Source organism: Lysinibacillus pakistanensis (assembly GCF_030123245.1).
Lineage (GTDB): Bacteria > Bacillota > Bacilli > Bacillales_A > Planococcaceae > Lysinibacillus > Lysinibacillus pakistanensis.
The window spans coordinates 3970329-3989927 of record NZ_CP126101.1; the positions used below are offsets into that span (position 1 = coordinate 3970329).

Consider the following 19599-nt stretch of genomic DNA (forward strand, 5'->3'; position numbering starts at 1 on the left):
TGAGAAAAAACAGCTTATTCCTTACGGACTAAGCTGTTTCGTTGTTTTTTAACACGTTTTCAAAAGCATCTTGGAATTTGTGAACATCGCCTGCGCCCATAAATAAAAATACTGCGCCCTCATGTTTTGTTAAGATTCCAATTCCTTCAGTGGTAATCACTGCACTGCCTTCAATTAACGACGCCAAATCATGGATGGATAGCGCGCCTTGTGTTTCTCTTGCAGAGCCAAATATATCACATAAATATGCTGTATCTGCAAGACTTAGACTATCCGCGAAATCCTGTAAAAAAGCTTGTGTACGTGTAAATGTATGTGGTTGGAAAACAGCTACTAGCTCACGCTCCGGAAATTTTTGACGAGCTGATTGAATCGTTGCACGGATTTCCGTTGGATGGTGGGCATAGTCATCTATTAAAACATTATTGCCAATATCCGTTTCTGTAAAACGTCTTTTTACACCTTTGTAACTATTTAAACGTTCCTGGATAATGTCTGGTGAGATACCTTCATACTGGCAAAGTGTAATAACAGCTAATGTATTTAAAACTGCATGATCCCCAAACAATGGGATAAAGAATGTACTGTAAAATTCATTGCGCACGAAAACATCAAATTTAGTACCCTCTGTTGTTTTATCCACATTACGTGCTTCAAAATCATTCTCTTCTCCAAAGCCATAATAAACAACAGGTACCTTTGCTTGAATACGTTGTAAATGTTCATCATCACCACAAGCAATAATTGCTTTTTTCACCTGTAAAGCCAATGATTGAAAGGCAGAATAAACATCCTCTATATTAGCAAAATAATCTGGATGGTCAAAATCGATATTAGTCATGACAGCGTAATCTGGATTATATGCTAAGAAGTGACGGCGGTATTCACACGCTTCCATCACAAAGAATTCTGCATTTTCATGCCCAGCTCCTGTTCCATCACCGATTAAATAAGAAGTGGGTTTATATCCTCCGACAACATGTGACATTAAGCCAGTTGTTGAAGTTTTACCATGTGCACCTGTAATGGCAATTGATGTATAATTTCCAATGTATTCCCCTAGGAACTTATGATAGCGAATAATCTCTACACCAATTTCTCGTGCTCGCACTAATTCAGGATGATCATCAGGAAAAGCATTTCCTGCAATAATTGTCATACCTTCTTTAATATTATCTGGATTAAATGTAAAAATTGGAATATTACGTTCACGTAACGGCTGTTCTGTGAAGAAATATTTATCAACATCTGAGCCCTGTACTTGTTCACCAGCATCAAATAAGATTTGTGCAAGTGAACTCATGCCAGAACCTTTAATGCCTGTGAAATGAAAAACTGTCATTAATTAAACCCCCCGGGAATATCAATATCCCATCTATCATCTATTAGGTGTACCGTATTATTTCACCAATTGTTAGGTATTAATACCTTTAAACGTGCTAAAAAATACGTACTTGTCATCACATCTTGTCTATTATAGCACTATTTATGCACAAGGATAAATGTGTAACTTTTCTAAAAATACTAATTTGGACGTAAATAAGATAATCTATACGAAATCCATGCAATTCTTATTCAAACATAGTAATTAAATCTTCTTCTGTAATATAACTTTCACGTGGTTTGCTGCCTCTCGCCTCAGACACAAATCCATGAGATTCTAACATATCAATTAATCGGGCAGCACGATTATAGCCAATGTGATATTTGCGCTGGATTAAGGACGTAGAAGCTCCCCCCTGTTCAAACACAAATCGGCAAACTTCCTCGAATAAATCATCCTGCTCTGCAGAAATCTCCGTTTTCTTCAAAAGCTCCTCCTGATCAAAAATATAATCAGGCTCACCCTGCTCACGGACATGTTCAATAATGGACTCGATTTCATCATCAGTCACAAATGTCCCCTGTAACCGAACTGGTGCGGACATACCGTTCCCTAAATATAGCATATCGCCTCGTCCAAGTAATCTTTCTGCTCCTTGCCCATCTAAAATTGTGCGAGAATCTATTTGTGAAGATACTGCAAAGGCAATACGTGTAGGAATATTTGATTTAATTAGACCTGTAATCACGTCAACAGACGGTCTTTGTGTTGCAACAATTAAATGGATACCACATGCACGTGCCTTTTGTGCAATACGACAAATCGCTTCCTCAACATCAGCTGGAGACATCATCATTAAATCAGCTAACTCATCAATGACAATAAGCATGTAAGGCAATTTAAGGCTATGTTCATTATTTTTATCTGCTAAAGCATTATACCGTGTAATATCACGTGCACCTGCATGAGCAAATAACTGATAGCGTCGCTCCATCTCCTCTACTGCCCATTTTAATGCAGCTGTAGCTGCCTTAACATCTGTAATAACAGGGCTAACTAGATGAGGAATATGATTAAACGGAGCCAGCTCTACCATTTTAGGGTCAATCAGCATTAGCTTTAATTCATGAGGAGCAGCTTTATATAACAAACTAACCAAAATCGAATTTATACAAACTGATTTTCCTGAACCTGTTGCCCCTGCAATTAAACCATGGGGCATTTTACGTAAATCGATTGTTACGGGTTTCCCAGTTAAATCCAGACCCAAAGCAGCTTCTAATGGTGATTCTGATTCAAGGAAGGAGGCACTATTTGTTACTTCTGATAATCGAACAGCGCGAGAGACACGGTTCGGAATCTCAATTCCAATAGAACTCTTTCCAGGGATAGGCGCTTGAATTCGAATATCCTTCGCTGCTAATGCTAGCTTTAAATCATCAGCCAAATTACGGATCTTACTAACCTTTGTTCCATGGCTTACTGTTATTTCAAATTGCGTGACAGCAGGTCCTTGCATGATGGACTCAATTTGAGCAGATACTTGGAAATATGAAAGTGCTTCAACTAAGGTATCTCCCTGCTGCTCCATCCACTCCGTGTCTTGTGTTTTTTCCTCAGGTGGCTCTAAATATTCATCTGTCGGCTTTTGATACACATGAACAGGCTTTGAAGGATTTTTCTTCTCTCGAATTCCTTCGAGAATTTCGTTTGATGACTGCTCTTGATCGTCTTTTTTAACAGGCTCTTCCTTTAGCAACCCAACATTTTCACTGAGATATTTATGTTCGATGATTGATGTTGCCTCCATATCAGTAGTTGCTGAAATTTCATGTCGACTATCTAATTCTGGAGCTGTCTTTTCTAAGGTTGATACGCTAGCCATTGTTGCTACTGGTGCCATTGTAATGACAGAGACACTATCTGACGAAGCATTGATTGGAGAATTTTGAATAGATGACTCTATTTTCTCCACCTGTTGAGCTGTTACTCCGCCTTCCTCTTCCTCTACCTCTAATCCAATAATCTGAGTAGAAACTGGGTGTTTTATTTCTTCTTGTATGGATGGTACTAATGGATGCTCGTCATCAATGCTTATCGGTTCAGAAGACTCGTTTTGCGCAACTTGCTTTTTATCAGCAACTGTAGATGGCTTTATTTTTTTAGATTGTTGTTGAATTCGCCATTTCTCTTTATCCGTTTTTAACATTAATACATTAAAAGGAATACGACTTTTATCTTGCTTAGGGACAGCCTCTAATGATTGATCTTCTAACATTTCCTGCTCAATAACTTCATTTACTGGTGGTTGAACTACTGTTACTTCACCAATATGAATTGTAGAATTTTCAATTTGAACCTGCTCCACAATAACTTCCTTCACATGAATTTCTGATTGGTCCGCAGTAAGTTGCTCGACATCCAATTCATGCTGAACAGCTTCTTTTACTTGATTCTCAAACGCAACAGCAAAAGAGGTTGTTTGTGGAAGGGGTAATTCTGCTTCTGCTTGCATTACATCGTTAGAATCGCTTATTTCTTGTGAAAAATCTTCATCAAACATAATCGGTTGCTTCGTTGATGCTTCAAAGGATTCTGGCATTTCAAATCGTTCAGAGACCTCTTGCTGTACTGGGCGAATTGGCTCTTTTTCTTCTAGTATATTTTCGAAAGCCTCATTTGTTGTCGTTTCTTTTAAAACCCTAGGCTCTGTAGGTATTGAAAACTCCTTTTTGTCGAGTTCTTCCTTGCGTTTATCCAATAATTGTTCGATAGGACTAGGCTTGGCAAATCCATAAACTGGCGAAGGTACATCACTCGGTACAAAACGTTTTCGATTAACAGGCATACTATTTTCTATCGTTTTTTCTGGTGAGCTATTATTCTCTTTTGGTTTAGGTGTTGGTGGCTCATTTTGCGCATCCCGAAAAACTAGACTTGCTTTTGAACGGTACCCCTGCTCAGGTTGATTTTTTGTCATGGTTGTTCTGCCAGTTCGCTTTGAACGATTAGCTAATAATTCCTGAATACCAGAAACCTCCACATCATAAACACTTGAATCTACAATATGTTTATTTAAATGCTTTGGCAGTGATAAGTCTTCGATTTGTCCATAATAATCATCTTCCATTTGATTGAATGCATCTTTTGGTTGCGATGTAGATGTTGGAGAAGGTGAGATTTCCATATCCTCAATTAACGGGAAACGAAAAGTTTTTTGTTTTGATGCAGGTGATTCTTTCACATGTTGCTGCTCAGTCTGTTCATCGTAGTTTTCATACATGTCTTCATATTCGTATTCGTATTCGTTGTCATCTTTATTTATAAATTTATTAATTTGTTTTTTAAACCAATTCACTCTATTTCACTCATTTCTTATACACTTCATTTATAGCATTGTCTATATCAATTACGCCCTAGCGTAATTACGTCCGGATTTTTTTCAAGCTAGCTCGAAAAGCTCCTCTTCAAAATCCCTGACATCCGCCAGGGGCTTTATCTTGATTCAGCGGGCGGTTACTGAATAGGAAAAAACCGCATTCATCTCGACACCTAAAGAGGTGGGAGTCTTCTGTATCTGCCGCTACGCTTATGCGCATAAAATAACTGCCGCTATGCTTGCGATACAAAAACATTTACTGAATGAAGATAAAGATAAACTAACACAATGTCTATATCAAAAAGCATACCATAAAAATGGTATAGAAACTTGCATTTAGAGGCTCACCATACAAAAAAATCGTTATGCTACTAGCATTTTAGTAGCGTAACGATTTTACAAATACATCTTTTATTTTAACGTGTTGGTGCCTCAAACGCACTACCAATTTCTGCATCTTTTGGTAACACTAAAATCCCTTTTTCTGAAGGCGCATTTGGTATAGCAAGTTCGCGCGCTGAGCACAGCATTCCATGTGAATCAACACCACGTAAATTTCCTTCTTTAATAAGCATTCCAGAAGGCATTACTGCACCAATTTTCGCCACAACAACCTTTTGACCTGCTTCGACATTCGGTGCTCCACAAACAATTTGTAATATCTCCTCACCAACATTTACAGTACAAACGCTTAACTTGTCAGCATTTGGATGTTTATCCTTTGTCTCTACAAGACCCACTACGAATTTTGGCGTAAAATCTACATCTAAGCTAATAGTAGCTCCATTTTTAGCAATAGCAGCTTCTAATTGCCCTACTAATTCGGGTGTTACTTCCACAAGTCCCTTTGCATCTGTTTTTACGTAGCTGCTTGCATTAAATAAATTAAATGCTTTTATTTCGCCTGTCTGAGCCTCCTTTAAAATGGCAATATCACCAGCACGCTCTACTTCTGTTTTTACAATGGCCTCCGTTGCTAACTGGACTAGCAATACATCGCCAACATACTCTTTGTTGTAAAATACGTTCATTGTTTTTCTTGCTCCTTTTTCACTCGGTTTTTTGCTAATATAAAAATTGGTTCTAGTTCCCCATCTTCATAGATAAAAGATAATGAGGTAATCGGGACAGTTCCGACTGTAAAGAAATGCATTGTCATCTGTGCTAATACATCATACCCTGTTTCATTCCGAATATCACCTATAATTAGGACATCCTGATGTGGCACAGATAATGTCATATCCCCCTCAATTATCGTACTCATTTCTTTTAAAAAGCTCTCATTTAAAATACGGCTTGCATCATATCCGTCATTCGCATTGACAAAGTAGAAAATATTCCCTGCTACTTCATCCTTCTTATAGACAGTTGGTAGTGTCTTCACAGAAAAACGTGCCATTTCACGTATTTGTTCTTCTGTTAATTGTAAGACCTCTAACATGGATTCATCTAGAAAACGGTAGGTTTTTCCTAAATCCAGCGCATAAAAAATACGTGTCTCAGCTGTATGCTCCGTAGTAATGAATGCATGTCCTTCTTTTGAGGCTTTGGGGTAGGATGTAGAGCGAATGACAGGATAAATTTGAGTAGATGCTTGGAAACCTTGTTCCTTTTCTTGCTCCATCGCCTGAAAGGTTTGCTCAATTGTATAAACTACCTCTTCAACTGCAGCTTCCTGCTTTTCATTATACTTTGCTAAAATACCCGGAAGTGATAGCTCCATCCCTTTACCAGTTTTTTTATGATTCAAGCGCAATTTATCATGCTTCTTATCAAATTCAAAATTAAATTTTTCTTCATTTAAACGTTGTTTCAATAGAGAGACAAGTTGCTCTGATTTAATCTGTTTCACCTTGCTCACATCCTTTCTTTACAATTTATTTGGTGTACTTGCTAAAGTCGACCAATAAAAAAATTTGGATATCGAAATGAAGAGAAAACGGTTCACCCGTTTGTGAACCGTACTGTTCAAAACTATCTAATTATTTAATCTTAACCGAATGTACAATTTTCGTCATCTCTGATAAATTCTCTTCTATACGTTTTGCCTGTGAAATGGTCGTCATTTTTATACCACCACTGCTTACAATTAGCTCGAATTCATTCTCATTGTCAGTTTTGGAAACAGCTGAGAAACCGAAAATGCCATTCTTTTCATAGGTATTTTCTTTAATAATTTTTTTCGAACTATCCTCTTTTAATAGATTATAATAAAGTTTACTATCTGCGTCTTCACGGTCATTAATGAACAGAATAAAACTCTCTTTTCCCTTTGCAATTAATATATTATATGCATCCGTGCTATCTTCTATTTTAAAATGAGAGGGTAAATATAATTCTACATTCCCAATTTTATCTGTATGCTCTGCAGGCTCTTCTGCGAAAACTGTTTCTGTTAGTTGAAGGCCATTACTAATTTGGTCATCTACAGACTGATTGCAGCCAGAAAGTCCCAATAGCACAACCATTAATCCTGCTGCACGTAGCCATGTATGAGACATGTCTCTCTTCCTTTCATTGCTAACTTTTTCTCTATTTTAAAAAAATTTTTGTAAGGTTGCAACTTCACTATTTCATTATCACTAATTCTATCATACTATTCATGTGCTAATGTGAACAAATATTGACCAACTAAAAGAGAGACAATATGCTCAAACATCACCTGACGACTTACTAAGCCTTGAGTGAAAATACCCACAGCACCTGCACCCTGACGAATATCCTTTTGCTGAGTGTATTGCTCCATCACAGGTCCTAGCTCCCTACCAGCTCTAATTTCCTGGGCAATTGATTCTGGTAATAGTATTTGTGCACCAGCAGCCGTATAGGTAGTGCCATTTGCTACAACGAGAGCTCCCCAATTGCAAACATACATTAAACCATCAATCTCTGTTACACCACCCTCTAAGCCAAATGATAATTGTGCGCCAGTTTCAATCATCGCATTTTTAGCACGGTTGATAGCACCTAATCTTGTTTCCTTATGAGTCATGGGTTGATTAGATACTTGTGATGCGGCCTTGATATATATAAAACTTGGATTATCTAAATGTTTGCTAACAATGATTTCAACAGCTTCTATTTTTGCTTTATTTGTTGTTCCAATAGCGATTTTCATGTCTACTACCTCTTCCTTTACATAGAAAAAGATGCCCTTTAAGGCACCTTTTCATCCTACTTTATACATTAGCGCGTATCGTCTCTAATGTCGAACGATTTGCTTTTTTCACTAATTCTACAATCAAAGCTTTTGCAGCGGCATAGTCATCAATATGAATAATAGAAGCAGAAGTGTGAATATAGCGTGAGCAAATACCAATAACTGCACTTGGCACTCCGTCATTTGCTGTGTGCACACGACCCGCATCTGTGCCTCCTTGTGACACAAAATACTGATAAGGAATATGGTTTGATTCAGCTGTATCTAAGATGAATTCACGCATTCCTCGATGTGTAACCATTGTACGATCAAGAATACGTAATAAAGTTCCTTTACCTAATTGACCAAATTGATTTTTTTCTCCTGACATATCATTCGCTGGAGAAGCATCTAAAGCAAAGAACAGATCAGGTTTAATCATGTTTGCAGATACTTGAGCACCACGTAAACCAACCTCTTCCATTACGTTTGCGCCAGAATATAAATGGACACCAAGTTTTTCATGTTGGACTTCCTTCATTAACTCTATTGCCAATCCGCATCCATAGCGATTATCCCATGCCTTTGCCATTATTTTTTTTGGATTAGCCATTGGTGTAAATGGACAAATAGGAATAATAGATTGTCCTGGACGAACACCTAGAGCAATCGCATCTTCCTTATTATCAGCACCAACATCTATTAGCATGTTTTTAATTTCCATTGGCTTTGAACGCTCAGCATCTGTTAATAAATGTGGAGGAATCGATGAAATTACACCAGGTATGGCTCCATTTTTCGTAAATACTTCAACACGCTGTGCCAGCATTACCTGATTCCACCATCCGCCTAGTGTTTGAAAGCGAATCATGCCATTGTCAGTAATTGATGTAACCATAAATGCTACTTCATCCATATGACCAGCTACCAATACTTTTGGTGCATCAGCAATTTCGCTATGCTTTACACCAAATATACCCCCCAAATTGTCCTGAACGATTTCATCCGAGTATTTTTCTAACTCAGTACGCATGAAAGCACGAACAGCATGCTCATTCCCTGGAGCACCTGGCAATTCTGTTAATGTTTTAAATAAATTCTTTGTTTCCTCATTCATGATGACTCTCTCCCCACGAAGTAGAATATTCTTCCTGCCTATTGTATCATATTTATTTCCGATTTCGAAATATTGATACATTTCCTGAAACTGCTAAAGTGTGAACGTGCATTCACTCCCCTTACTATGCTAAAATGAAGATATAGAAAAAGGAGGAAAGAAGCATGAAATTACGTGATTTTTTAATTGGTGTCGCAACTGGTCTAGCTGCCGCAGTCATTATTAAAGAAGCAAGTGAAAAAGTTTCTCCATATGTACCTGCAGGACAAGTACTCGAAAACATAAAAAAGGAATTTAAAAAGGATGCACCCATTGACGGGTCTTGGATTTATATGAAAACAGACGATTTCACAAATGGCATTATGACAATTCCAGTATATCGTGGAGGTATCTCTCGTATGCATGCGGGAGAAATGCAAACATTTGAATTTGCCGCAGATGCTCGCTCTGGTGTAGTGGTAGAGCTAATAGAAGTATAGACAGTTTCCTTAAAACAAGAAGCCATCTCATGTAGCTGAGATGGCTTCTTTGTTTACTCGGATAATCCTTTATTATTAAAGTATTTTTTATATTTTCGATAATAATTTAAATTATTTAATGTTAGCTTGACCCAACGCTTGGCATTCATATCCTCATTAAAATAAAGAGAATTTGTATATTTCCCTTCACGGATTAATTTTTTTGCTTCTAGTTTAAGCTTTTCATTGGATGCATACTTGAATAATACACCTTTAGGAATAATCATCCATAAATGCTTATCCTGTACATATGTTAGATCTTGCTCAATATCTAGCATATGGTCGTCAGCTACATACTTCATTAAATTATGACCACTTGCTGTTACATAATAACTTGAGCGGCCATTGCGTAAGTTAATTTCAAAAAGCTTATACTGTTTATCACGAATATCGTATTTCATATCGAAGTTTGCAAAGCCTGTATAACCAATATCCTCTAAGAAGTTGCGTACCTGATCCAGCAATTCTTTATCATATGTGGTAACAATAGCTGCGTAACTACCAATGCCTTCAGGAGAATGCTCTTCTAAAATTGGATTCCCTAAACACATAAGCTTAACTTTACCGTCTTTGCCAACATACGCATTTAATACACGCATATATGAATCATCGCCTGGTATAAATTCTTGAATGATCATTGTATCTTGATAGCTTGAGCTATAGATTGCTTTTAATATGGCTGTTTTTTCAGCTTCATCATGTGCAACGAAAACTTTTTTCTTACCAGGGAATTTACATGCCCAGTATTCAACCGAATTCGAAGCCTTTAGGATAATTGGGTAATCGAAAGGAGGAGTAAAATTTTCGTAATTATCGGCCGTCACAGTCGTTGTACCAGGGTACTTAAAATTATACTTATCACACATTTTATAGAAATTTTCTTTTAACAAAATTTCATCCATCAGTGATTCATCAATATAAGGAACTGTAAAATGCTCCTGTAATGCTGGCTTATTTTTGATAATTAGCTTTGCGTAATCATCTCCACAGGCTAATAGTAGTAATTTTTTATCAGCATATTTTTTTGCCACCTGTGCAAGGGCAGGCGCAAATACATCCTGTTCGTTTAAGCGATCGATCTCCTGGAAATCTAAAATATGACTATCTTGTGTAGCTGTTAAATGTGAACGTCCTAAAACAAGTGGCTTTATGCCATATGCTTCATAAAATCCTCGTGCCATACCGTATGCATTCATATCTGATCCTAATAGTATCGGTAAAAATGGTTGCTCAGTTGCCATGTAATTTCAACTCTCTTTTATATTTTAGTATCGTTTTTAAGTGTATCATATTTTCCAAAATGTTCACGGAAAAAGGTCAAAAAAAGCAAGGTATCCACATTTAATCACCAAATACTTCGAAGTAGCGAATCTCCCATTGTTTATTCACTTTATAAGTCGAATCTATTTGGACAAAACCTAAAAAACGTGCAAACGGTTTATGTTTGCACGCCCTTTCCCCATTAGAATGTAATGACAGCTTGTCTGCTGCGCTCAAGCTTATCCACTATTTCCTTACCTGTTTCATCCCATTTAATCATACGATAGTATGCATCATGATAGAAAATAAATCCATAGCCATTTGCTAGTGCTTCTTTCATAATACGTTCCTTTGCAAAAACACTTGTCATCGGGTAATCATCATAGGCTAAAACCCATAATGGATTTTGATGAGCATGTGTTGGCATAATATCAGCCATATGCAACAGCACTTCATCGTTTTGAGTTAATTTAATGATGGCATGTCCATCACTATGACCACCAGTATGAATCATTTCTATACCAGGAACTACCTCCAGTGAACCTTCATACGTTTCAACTAAATGCTGTACAGGCTCCCAGTTTTCTTTCCAATACGTATTTTTTGAGCGAATATTTGGCTCACGCATCTCATCCCATTCAATTTTCGTCACGAAGATTTTGGCATTCGGGAAAGTTGGTACAAGCACATCATCTTCCCATTGCGTTAAACCACCAGCGTGATCAAAATGCAAATGCGTCATTAATATTGCATCAATATCTGCCGTTGTTAATCCTAGCTCCTCTAGGCTATCCGCTAAAGTTGATTCTTCAGTAACGCCAAAATTACGAAGCTGCTTTTCATTTAATTTGTTAAAGCCAACACCTGTATCAACGAGGTAATTTTTTCCTTCAAATTGAATTAAAATTGGCTCGGTTGGTAACTCGATTTGATTCTTTTCGTTTACAGGATATTTACGTGACCAAAGTGGTTTTGGCACGACTCCAAACATAGCACCACCGTCAAGGCAAGTGACACCCCCATTTAGCCATGATAATGACATATTGTGAAACTGTAACTGATCCATCCATACTCCCCCTATTTAGTAATGAATTGCGATTCTAGACGATAAATTGGCTGTCCTTTAGCAGAAAATTTCTGCTCATACTCAGTCATTACATTATCCTCAGGCATATTTGCATGTAGGTCGAGTGATACATACTTTAGTAACATACCATATTCAGACATACTAATTAATGAATACTCAAACAAACCGCGGTTGTCCGTTTTAAAATGGATTTCCCCATTATCCACTAAAATCGACTCATATAATTTCAAAAAATCCCCGTGCGTTAAACGTCGCTTCGCATGGCGTGTTTTTGGCCAAGGATCTGAGAAATTCAAATACACACGATCTACATCGTTTTTTGCAAAATATTTATATAAATCTGCGCCATTTACTTTTAATAATCGTAAATTCGCTGGAGATTTAGCCTCTAAAATTTTTTCCAATGCACATACAATGACACTGTCATAAAGCTCGATACCAATATAATTAATATCAGGATTTTGTAGGGCCATGCCAGTAACAAATTGTCCTTTCCCAGTACCTACCTCAATATGGATTGGATTATCGTTGCCGAAAGCAGCCTCCCAGTTTCCTTTAAAGTCTTCAGGATTTGGAACAATCACCTCTGGATGACTCGTAATCATTTCCTCCGCCCAAGGCTTATTTCTTAATCTCAATTTTTTTCCTCATTTCTTTCATGTAAAATTATTGATTTTTTATAGTATAACGTATTACTATAAAATTCGCATAAAATTATTGCGAAATGATATTGTTTGTTTCTTCTGCTACAACCTGCCAAGCTTCACGTTGAACAGCACAATGAATGTTCATTCCCTGTCCTATCTCACCAATATAGTTCCCATCTGTATGACAATCAATATGCTGTGATTGGAGCAATATTTCAAACGCATTGCCTTGTAAAAATGTAATTTCTTTAAATTTAGTGTGCTTGCCAAAAAATACAGTAATAAACACAAGCAATAACTTAAGACGTGAAATACCATGAACGATTGTTAGCTCTATTTTCTCATCATTAGGTTTGGAGCAAGGAGAAATTTTCATGCCCCCTCCAAAATAAGGATGATTACTCATTGCAACAAACCATGTCTGCTTGAACTGCCATTGTTGATTGTTTGCACGAATGGTTACATCAAAGCGCTCAAAGCTAAATAAGCCTTTTACAACAGCTGCAGCATAGGATAACTTGCCAAGCCCTATTTTATTGAGATAAAACTTCAAACGAGATTTATTAATGTACTTTGTAACAAAAGCATCAAAGCCTACACCCGCATTATTAACAAATATCTCATGCTGAAGTTCTCCAAGCTGAATGGTACCAGCATCCATCGAAAGACTAGACATATTCCCCTGTATATAAGCTTCAATTTGTATAGCATTTTGAAATGTTGTAAAGTATCGAGCGAAATCATTTCCAGACCCAGCAGGCACTACACCAATAACTATATATTCATTATGTAGAACACCACTTACAACCTCATGTATTGTGCCGTCCCCGCCAACAATAACAAATAGTTTTTTTGTTTGTGCATTTTGTGCCCAAAGTTGTGCAAGTCTCTGTCCATGTCCTTCATATTCTGTGAAGACAACTTGATAGTCGATTGTTAAATGGCGTTGAAGCTGACGCCAAACCTTTTTACCTTTTCCATTACCTGCTGCTTCATTTACAATAAATAATACTTGCATGCACTAATCCTCAGCTTGTTTAGAAGATTGCTGCCAAATATCCCGATTAAAGGATGTCGTTTGTACATTATTTAAAATTGTTTGGGCAGCACGAATTTGCATATGCTTCATCGGAGAAGAAACCTTTTTTAAATGCTCCATCCATCCCCCATAATTTCGATTATCAATAAATTGTACACCATATGGTGATCCTGGATAATCAAAATAGCCATTACGCGTTAAAACAACCTTACGAATTGGCATGTCAATATTGTCCTGCTTAAATAATTGCGTTAATACAGACTCCATGCGACTTAAATTAATCGTTGGATTCAGGACTTTGGAATCCTTTGTTCCCACCTTTTTAATCCAGAATCGATCACTGCCTCCTACATAAACTGCCTGATTCTCCGCTTCTAATACTGTAATACAAATACATTCTGTCGGTGACATCAGTACAACATCAAGTTCTATAGGTGCTTTTCTGATTTGTAAAATTGGGTAATAAAAAAGTAAATAGTTATCAGGTAATTGTTGCAAAAAATTACGTAGCAAAGAATCACGCATAAAACGAGGGTCGACATATGATTTTTCACGTAATGTTGAGCTCGCCCATTTCATCTGAAAATGGAAAAATTGATCGATAAACATTCGTTTTAGTTCATGGATAGACTGTGGTGCATAAACAATTTGCGGTTCAAATGTTAATGTTGTCTCTTCTTCAGGAATACTGTCCTCATCACTGACTAATTCATTTGAAATTTCGAGTTGTTCAATATCTTCTTTTTCTTCTTTCTGACGCCCAGCAAATAATTTTTTTAATATAGAAAAACGCTCTTTTTCCTCAAAGGGTTCTTGTTCAGCAACAGAATCAGTATGTTGCCATTCAGTTATATCTTCTCCAAGCTCCCACTGTCGTTTGACACGCTCCCACTGGCTTTTCTTTAAACGTACAAATTGTGTAGGATATCTTGCTAAATCAATTTGATAACGTGAAATATAGTCCTGTAATTTCACTAATTGTGCCATTTTACGGTCACTCCATTCTTACTTACCCTCTATGTAATTAACCTATTCTTTTATGAATGTAGGAAGTTATCGCTTCGCCTTTATTACATCGACATTTGCTTTCCAAATATAAATCCCTATAAAAGATTAATCTATCTTATTTATTTTACATGACGGTTCAGAAGAAAACATCCATAATTTTCTCTGTAAAGTAAACTTCAATTAGCAAATGATTACTTTTCCACCCCTTATTCATTTTACGAGAAATCAATTTCATCCCATCGTAATTACGTCCAGATTTTTTTGAGCTTACTCGAAAAGCTCAATGCCAAAATCTGTGACATACGCTAAGGGCCTGATTTAGGCATTTATACATCCGTTAAATAGGAAAAAAAAACGCCTTCATCTCGCCCTCTATAGAGATGGAAGTATTTTGCTGAATCAAGATAAAAGAACTACCCTAATTGCTTGGTATAAACCAAAATCAGGGTAGTTCTCTCGAAATATTTACTTAGCATTAATTGAAAGTGGTAATTTAGCCTCAAAAGCTTGCTGTAATTTACGAGTCCATTCACCCGGAACTCCAGCACCAATTTGCTTGCCATCCACATCAATAACAGGGGTAACTTCAGAAGATACTGATGATACAATGATTTCATCCATTGTTAATAAATCTGCCTTCGTCATCGGCTCCTCAATCACTGGTAAATTAATTTCCTCAGCGCATTTTAAAATCACTTGGCGAGTAATACCGTTTAAAATAAAGTTATTTGCTGGGTGTGTGTAAAGCTTACCATCTTTAATACCATAAACATTTGCAGATGAACATTCTGTAACAATATCTCCACGATGTAAAATAGCTTCATAGCAGCCTTTTTCAGATGCTTCCTGTTTTGCTAATACTGCACCAAGTAAATTTAATGATTTGATATCACAACGTAACCAACGAATGTCCTCAACAAAAGTCGCCTTCACACCTTTTTCAAAATTTTCATAGGAGCGCTCACCAACTTTTACATTACCTGTTAATACGGCAGGAACACTTGCATCTGGGAAAATATGATTACGAGAAATTGCACCACGTGTGATTTGGAAGTAAACATGACCTGTATCTAAATTATTTTTTTCAATAAGTTCATGTAATAATTTGTGTAAAACGTCTTTTGTATAAGGAATGACTAGACGAATTTTTTCGGCACTCGCGTAGAAACGATCAATATGTTCTTGTGCTGTGAACATGTTTCCGTTATAAACTTTGATTACTTCATAAATTCCGTCACCAAATTGGTAACCTCTATCTTCAGGTGATACTGCAATAGATCCTTCTTCAACGATTTGATCATTCCATAATGAATATGCCATGTTTCGCTCATCCTTTTCATATTTGAATTATTTTTTTCCTGCAAGTTCAACAATTGCTTCAGCATAAATAGCTGCTGCTCTGACTAGGTTATCAACGACAACAAACTCATCCGCTCTGTGCGCTACATCAGGTTCACCAGGGAATAACATACCAAATGCTACTCCCTTTTTCATCACACGTGCATACGTACCGCCACCTGTAGAAAGTAGTGGTGTTTCGTAATCACCTGTCTGACGTCTATAGATTTCGGTTAATGTTTGAATGAATGGATCATTTTCACTTACATAGTGAGGTTTCGAGTTATCCTGAATATCTAATGAAAATCCCTTCGTCACAGTGAAGCGTTGTGCAGCCGTAATTTTTTTATCAAATGGATATGTGACAGCGTAACGCATACTGATTACCAAACTGCCGCCTTTAGCCACATCATAGCTAACAATGCCCGGATTTAATGTCGTTTTCCCGGACATTTCATCCTCAAATTGTAAATTTAAGTGATGACCATAATGATCTTGATAAAAAGCATCTGCAATAAAGCCGACAAATTGCATACTTGCCTCTGTCGTCAATTCTTGTTGTAAAAATGCTGCAAGATAAACAGCTGCATTGACACCTTTTTCTGGCTCCATTGCATGGGCTGCTTTACCTTTGATAGTTATTATATAGCGAGAGCCCTCCATTAATAAAGTGCCTTCTAGCTGATTTTTACTTAAAAATGTTTGAAAATTCTGTTCGAACTGTTGAGAAACAAACTGAACCTTTGCTTCTGCAAAATCAGGTACCATATTTGGGCGTTTTCCAGCATTAAATAGTAGTAGCTGTTCTTTCGTTTCATCACCTATTTTATTTTGAGAGAACACAAGCTCTGCAATGCCCTTTTCAGCATTAATGAGCGGGAAATCCGCATCTGGTGCAAAGCCAATTGTCGGCATTTCCTCTTGTTTAAAGTAGTGGTCGACACAGCGGAAGCCTGTTTCTTCATCCGTACCGATAATCATACGTACTCTTTTACTAAGTTGAATGCCTGCATCTTTAATAAGTTTCATAGCCATCCATGCAGCTACGGTTGGACCTTTATCATCAATTGCACCGCGAGCATATAATTTTCCATCTGCAATGGTGCCGCTAAATGGTGGGTATGTCCAATCAGCTTCATCACCAATAGGAACAACATCAACATGACATAAAATTCCTAACAAATCCTCCCCGGCACCCATTTCAATATGTCCAGCGTAATTATCAACATTTTTCGTTAATAGCCCTTCAGTCTTACCTTTATCTAGCAACCATTCAAGCGCTTTAAGTGGACCATCACCAAATGGTACTTCAGAAGTGATTGTATCCTCATCAAGAACACTATTAATTTGCACGAGCTCCTGTAAATCTTGTATTAATTCATCTTGCCTTTCTTTTGCGGCTTGTAACCAATCCATATGATATACCTCCTCCAAATTATCAAATACGCCCCAGCTAATTGCGTCTGGATTTTTCGAGCACGCTTGAAAGCTCCTCTTTAAAATCCGTTAACATCCGCCGGGGGCTTTAGCCAACATGATGTTGTTTACTCAGCCGTTTTCACAGGATGTAGATCTTAAGCCTGAGTTCCTATATTTTTGCGAGCGTTTATATGCTCGCTTATTAGGAAAGAAACGCATTTATCCTGCCACCTCTAAAGGTGAGTGCATTCTGTACCTGACGCTGCACTTTCGTACAGTAAAGTTCTGCTAAATCAAGATAAACATATTCTACACTTTACAACATATAAAACAATCATCTTCCTGACAAGTATTTTCAGTATCAACTATTAAGACTACCACATATAGCATGTTTTTCACGTATTCCCACAAAATACAGTATAAATTTTTTGTTTTTATTGTAAATTTCTCTTGCATTCACTAGAAAATCAACTAGTTTTTCTATATAATAAAGTTATCAGAATAATTGTTCTGAATATAAAAATAGAAAAGGGGATGTCTAAGGCAGCTACTTATCAGCCTAAGTGCACTCCGCACATATTGTCGTCCGCTAGTCTTTGCCAAGAGAATTAAGATGAAGGAGTGGTTCATTTAATGAAACCAACTACTGATCGAATGCTTAATCGTATTAAAGACGTGTACATGTTTATTTTAGACAAAGGAACCGTGTCTACACAGGATTTAGTCGAAGAGTTTAGTATCACTCCTCGCACCGTTCAAAGAGATTTGAACGTGTTAGCCTTTAACGATTTGGTAATGAGTCCAAGTCGAGGCAAATGGACAACGACGAAGAAAAAAGTAAAATTGACGTCTTAGTTTTACGTTGAGTACGTAAAGCATTGAGTATGGAAAAAGAATGACCTTTCGTCGGGGTCATTCTTTTTTGTCCATCATTTTTTAGTCAATTGAAAACTCCTCTTTTTACTGAAATATTAAAAAGAGGGGAATTAAAGCCCATTACACTCAACTATCTGAAAACGAAGCACTCCCTTTTCACTTACGTTTCTCACCATTGATCCTCACCTTCATTATTTTGACTATTTACAGTTCCTTAACAATCCGTTAAACTCGAAACATTCTACATGTTGAGAGGAGGATTTAATATGAAATTGTCTAAGATGTTTCATCCATTAGTTTGGATTATACTCGGCGGGACGATTTTTACACGTATTGCAAGCTTTATGGCAATGCCCTTTTTAGCTATCTATTTACATAATGAAATCGAAGCCTCCCCTTTACAAATCGGGTTAACGATTGGTATTGCTCCACTTATCTCTACTGTTGGGGGATTTTTTGGTGGTTACTTAACTGATCGTTTCGGTAGGAAAAGTGTCATTCTGCTGACGATTTTCATTTGGAGTCTTGTGTTCTTTGGCTTTGCAACAGCTCATGCAGTATGGTTTTTTGTATTATTCAATGCTCTGAATGGACTTTGTCGTTCTTTCTTCGAACCTTCAACACAAGCATTAATGATTGATTTTACACCTGCAGATAAACGAAAAAGATTATTTTCGCTTCGCTATACAGCAATTAATATAGCAGCAGTTATTGGTCCAATCATCGGTGTTTATATTGCTCAATTGTCTAGCCCAAGTATTCCATTTATGCTTACAGGAATTATGTATATTGTTTATGCTGTATTTTTATTTTTCGTACTGAATCGTTACGAAATGCAACAGCCAAAAGCTACAACACAAACAAAAATACTACAAACCTTTTCTTTATTATTAACGAATCGTGTACTACTAAGCTTTATTTTTGGTGCTATTTTAATCAATATTGGCTATTCTCAATTCGATTCAACATTGCCACAAGTAATTGAGCTTAAAATTGAGGATGGTACCAAACTCTATTCGTTACTCATCTCTCTAAATGCAGCAGTTGTTTTATTACTACAATTACCAATTAGTATTGTATCAGAACGTTTTTCATCCACCACTACTCTTTTAGTAGGCATTCTATTCTTTGCAATCGGACTATTATTGTTCGGCTTCTCCAATAACTATACGCTTTATATTATCGCAATGATTATCTTTACGATTGGTGAAATTTTTGCCTTCCCAACGATGAATGTCATGATTGATGAGATTGCACCTGATACACAAAAGGGAACTTATTTAGGGGCAGCACAATTCAAAAATTTAGGCGGCTTTCTTGGACCAATTATCGGTGGCTGGCTGTTAACGCATTATATCGACGCATTGTTTGTAGTAATTGCTGCTCTTGTATTATGTAGTTGCCTCTTCTATAAATCTAAGCTGAAGCCACATGCATAAATAATGCTC

The 19599-nt window shown here is 37.0% G+C and carries 17 protein-coding genes; 3 read left to right on the plus strand and 14 right to left on the minus strand.

What is annotated here, in order from left to right; translation table 11 throughout:
• Positions 1-28: 28 nt before the first annotated feature.
• The 7 genes from murC to QNH24_RS19815 form a co-directional block, all read right to left on the minus strand.
• On the minus strand, positions 29-1342 hold the full coding sequence (murC, locus tag QNH24_RS19785) for a UDP-N-acetylmuramate--L-alanine ligase (protein ID WP_283869206.1): 1314 nt from the start codon (positions 1340-1342) through the stop codon (positions 29-31).
• Positions 1343-1571: 229 nt separating this feature from the next.
• Positions 1572-4682, minus strand: coding sequence for a DNA translocase FtsK (locus QNH24_RS19790; RefSeq protein WP_283869207.1), 3111 nt, complete (start codon positions 4680-4682; stop codon positions 1572-1574).
• Positions 4683-5119: 437 nt separating this feature from the next.
• On the minus strand, positions 5120-5734 hold the full coding sequence (ytpR, locus tag QNH24_RS19795) for a YtpR family tRNA-binding protein (protein ID WP_283869208.1): 615 nt from the start codon (positions 5732-5734) through the stop codon (positions 5120-5122).
• On the minus strand, positions 5731-6555 hold the full coding sequence (locus tag QNH24_RS19800) for a DUF1444 domain-containing protein (RefSeq protein WP_283869209.1): 825 nt from the start codon (positions 6553-6555) through the stop codon (positions 5731-5733). Before QNH24_RS19800 ends, ytpR begins: the two co-directional genes overlap by 4 nt.
• 130 nt (positions 6556-6685) lie before the next feature.
• Entirely contained in the window at positions 6686-7204 is a 519-nt protein-coding gene (locus tag QNH24_RS19805; RefSeq protein WP_283869210.1) for a hypothetical protein, read from the minus strand.
• A gap of 95 nt (positions 7205-7299) precedes the next feature.
• Positions 7300-7821: a DUF84 family protein gene (locus tag QNH24_RS19810; RefSeq protein ID WP_283869211.1), complete on the minus strand. Its 522-nt coding sequence runs from the start codon at positions 7819-7821 to the stop codon at positions 7300-7302.
• Positions 7822-7882: 61 nt separating this feature from the next.
• Positions 7883-8959 carry a M42 family metallopeptidase gene (locus tag QNH24_RS19815; RefSeq protein ID WP_283869212.1) on the minus strand — a complete coding sequence of 359 codons (1077 nt, stop codon included), beginning with the start codon at positions 8957-8959 and terminating at the stop codon, positions 7883-7885.
• Positions 8960-9123: 164 nt separating this feature from the next.
• Here QNH24_RS19815 and QNH24_RS19820 point away from each other — a divergent pair, with 164 nt between their 5' ends.
• On the plus strand, positions 9124-9438 hold the full coding sequence (locus tag QNH24_RS19820; protein WP_283869213.1) for a hypothetical protein: 315 nt from the start codon (positions 9124-9126) through the stop codon (positions 9436-9438).
• 53 nt (positions 9439-9491) lie between these two features.
• On the opposite strand, the gene QNH24_RS19825 is transcribed toward QNH24_RS19820, so the two are convergent.
• The 7 genes from QNH24_RS19825 to pepV all read right to left on the minus strand — a co-directional run bounded on the left by QNH24_RS19825 (position 9492) and on the right by pepV (position 17272).
• Positions 9492-10718: a carboxylate--amine ligase gene (locus QNH24_RS19825; RefSeq protein WP_283869214.1), complete on the minus strand. Its 1227-nt coding sequence runs from the start codon at positions 10716-10718 to the stop codon at positions 9492-9494.
• Positions 10719-10939: 221 nt separating this feature from the next.
• Entirely contained in the window at positions 10940-11803 is an 864-nt protein-coding gene (locus tag QNH24_RS19830; RefSeq protein WP_283869215.1) for a YtnP family quorum-quenching lactonase, read from the minus strand.
• Positions 11804-11814: 11 nt separating this feature from the next.
• A complete protein-coding gene (gene trmB / locus QNH24_RS19835) occupies positions 11815-12462 on the minus strand; it encodes a tRNA (guanosine(46)-N7)-methyltransferase TrmB (RefSeq protein ID WP_283869216.1) in 648 nt (215 codons plus the stop codon).
• Positions 12463-12538: 76 nt separating this feature from the next.
• A complete protein-coding gene (locus QNH24_RS19840; protein WP_283869217.1) occupies positions 12539-13489 on the minus strand; it encodes a diacylglycerol/lipid kinase family protein in 951 nt (316 codons plus the stop codon).
• Between the two features lie 3 nt (positions 13490-13492).
• Positions 13493-14497: a nuclease-related domain-containing protein gene (locus QNH24_RS19845; RefSeq protein WP_283869218.1), complete on the minus strand. Its 1005-nt coding sequence runs from the start codon at positions 14495-14497 to the stop codon at positions 13493-13495.
• A gap of 486 nt (positions 14498-14983) precedes the next feature.
• Positions 14984-15838 (minus strand): D-amino-acid transaminase, encoded by an 855-nt coding sequence (dat, locus tag QNH24_RS19850; RefSeq protein WP_283869219.1) that lies wholly within the window; start codon positions 15836-15838, stop codon positions 14984-14986.
• A 27-nt stretch (positions 15839-15865) separates the two neighbouring features.
• On the minus strand, positions 15866-17272 hold the full coding sequence (gene pepV / locus QNH24_RS19855; protein ID WP_283869220.1) for a dipeptidase PepV: 1407 nt from the start codon (positions 17270-17272) through the stop codon (positions 15866-15868).
• A 636-nt stretch (positions 17273-17908) separates the two neighbouring features.
• Here pepV and QNH24_RS19860 point away from each other — a divergent pair.
• Complete coding sequence (locus QNH24_RS19860; RefSeq protein ID WP_049667439.1) at positions 17909-18130, plus strand: DeoR family transcriptional regulator; 222 nt, start codon at positions 17909-17911, stop codon at positions 18128-18130.
• 287 nt (positions 18131-18417) lie between these two features.
• Positions 18418-19590, plus strand: coding sequence for an MDR family MFS transporter (locus tag QNH24_RS19865; RefSeq protein ID WP_283869221.1), 1173 nt, complete (start codon positions 18418-18420; stop codon positions 19588-19590).
• The last annotated feature ends 9 nt before the right edge of the window (positions 19591-19599 follow it).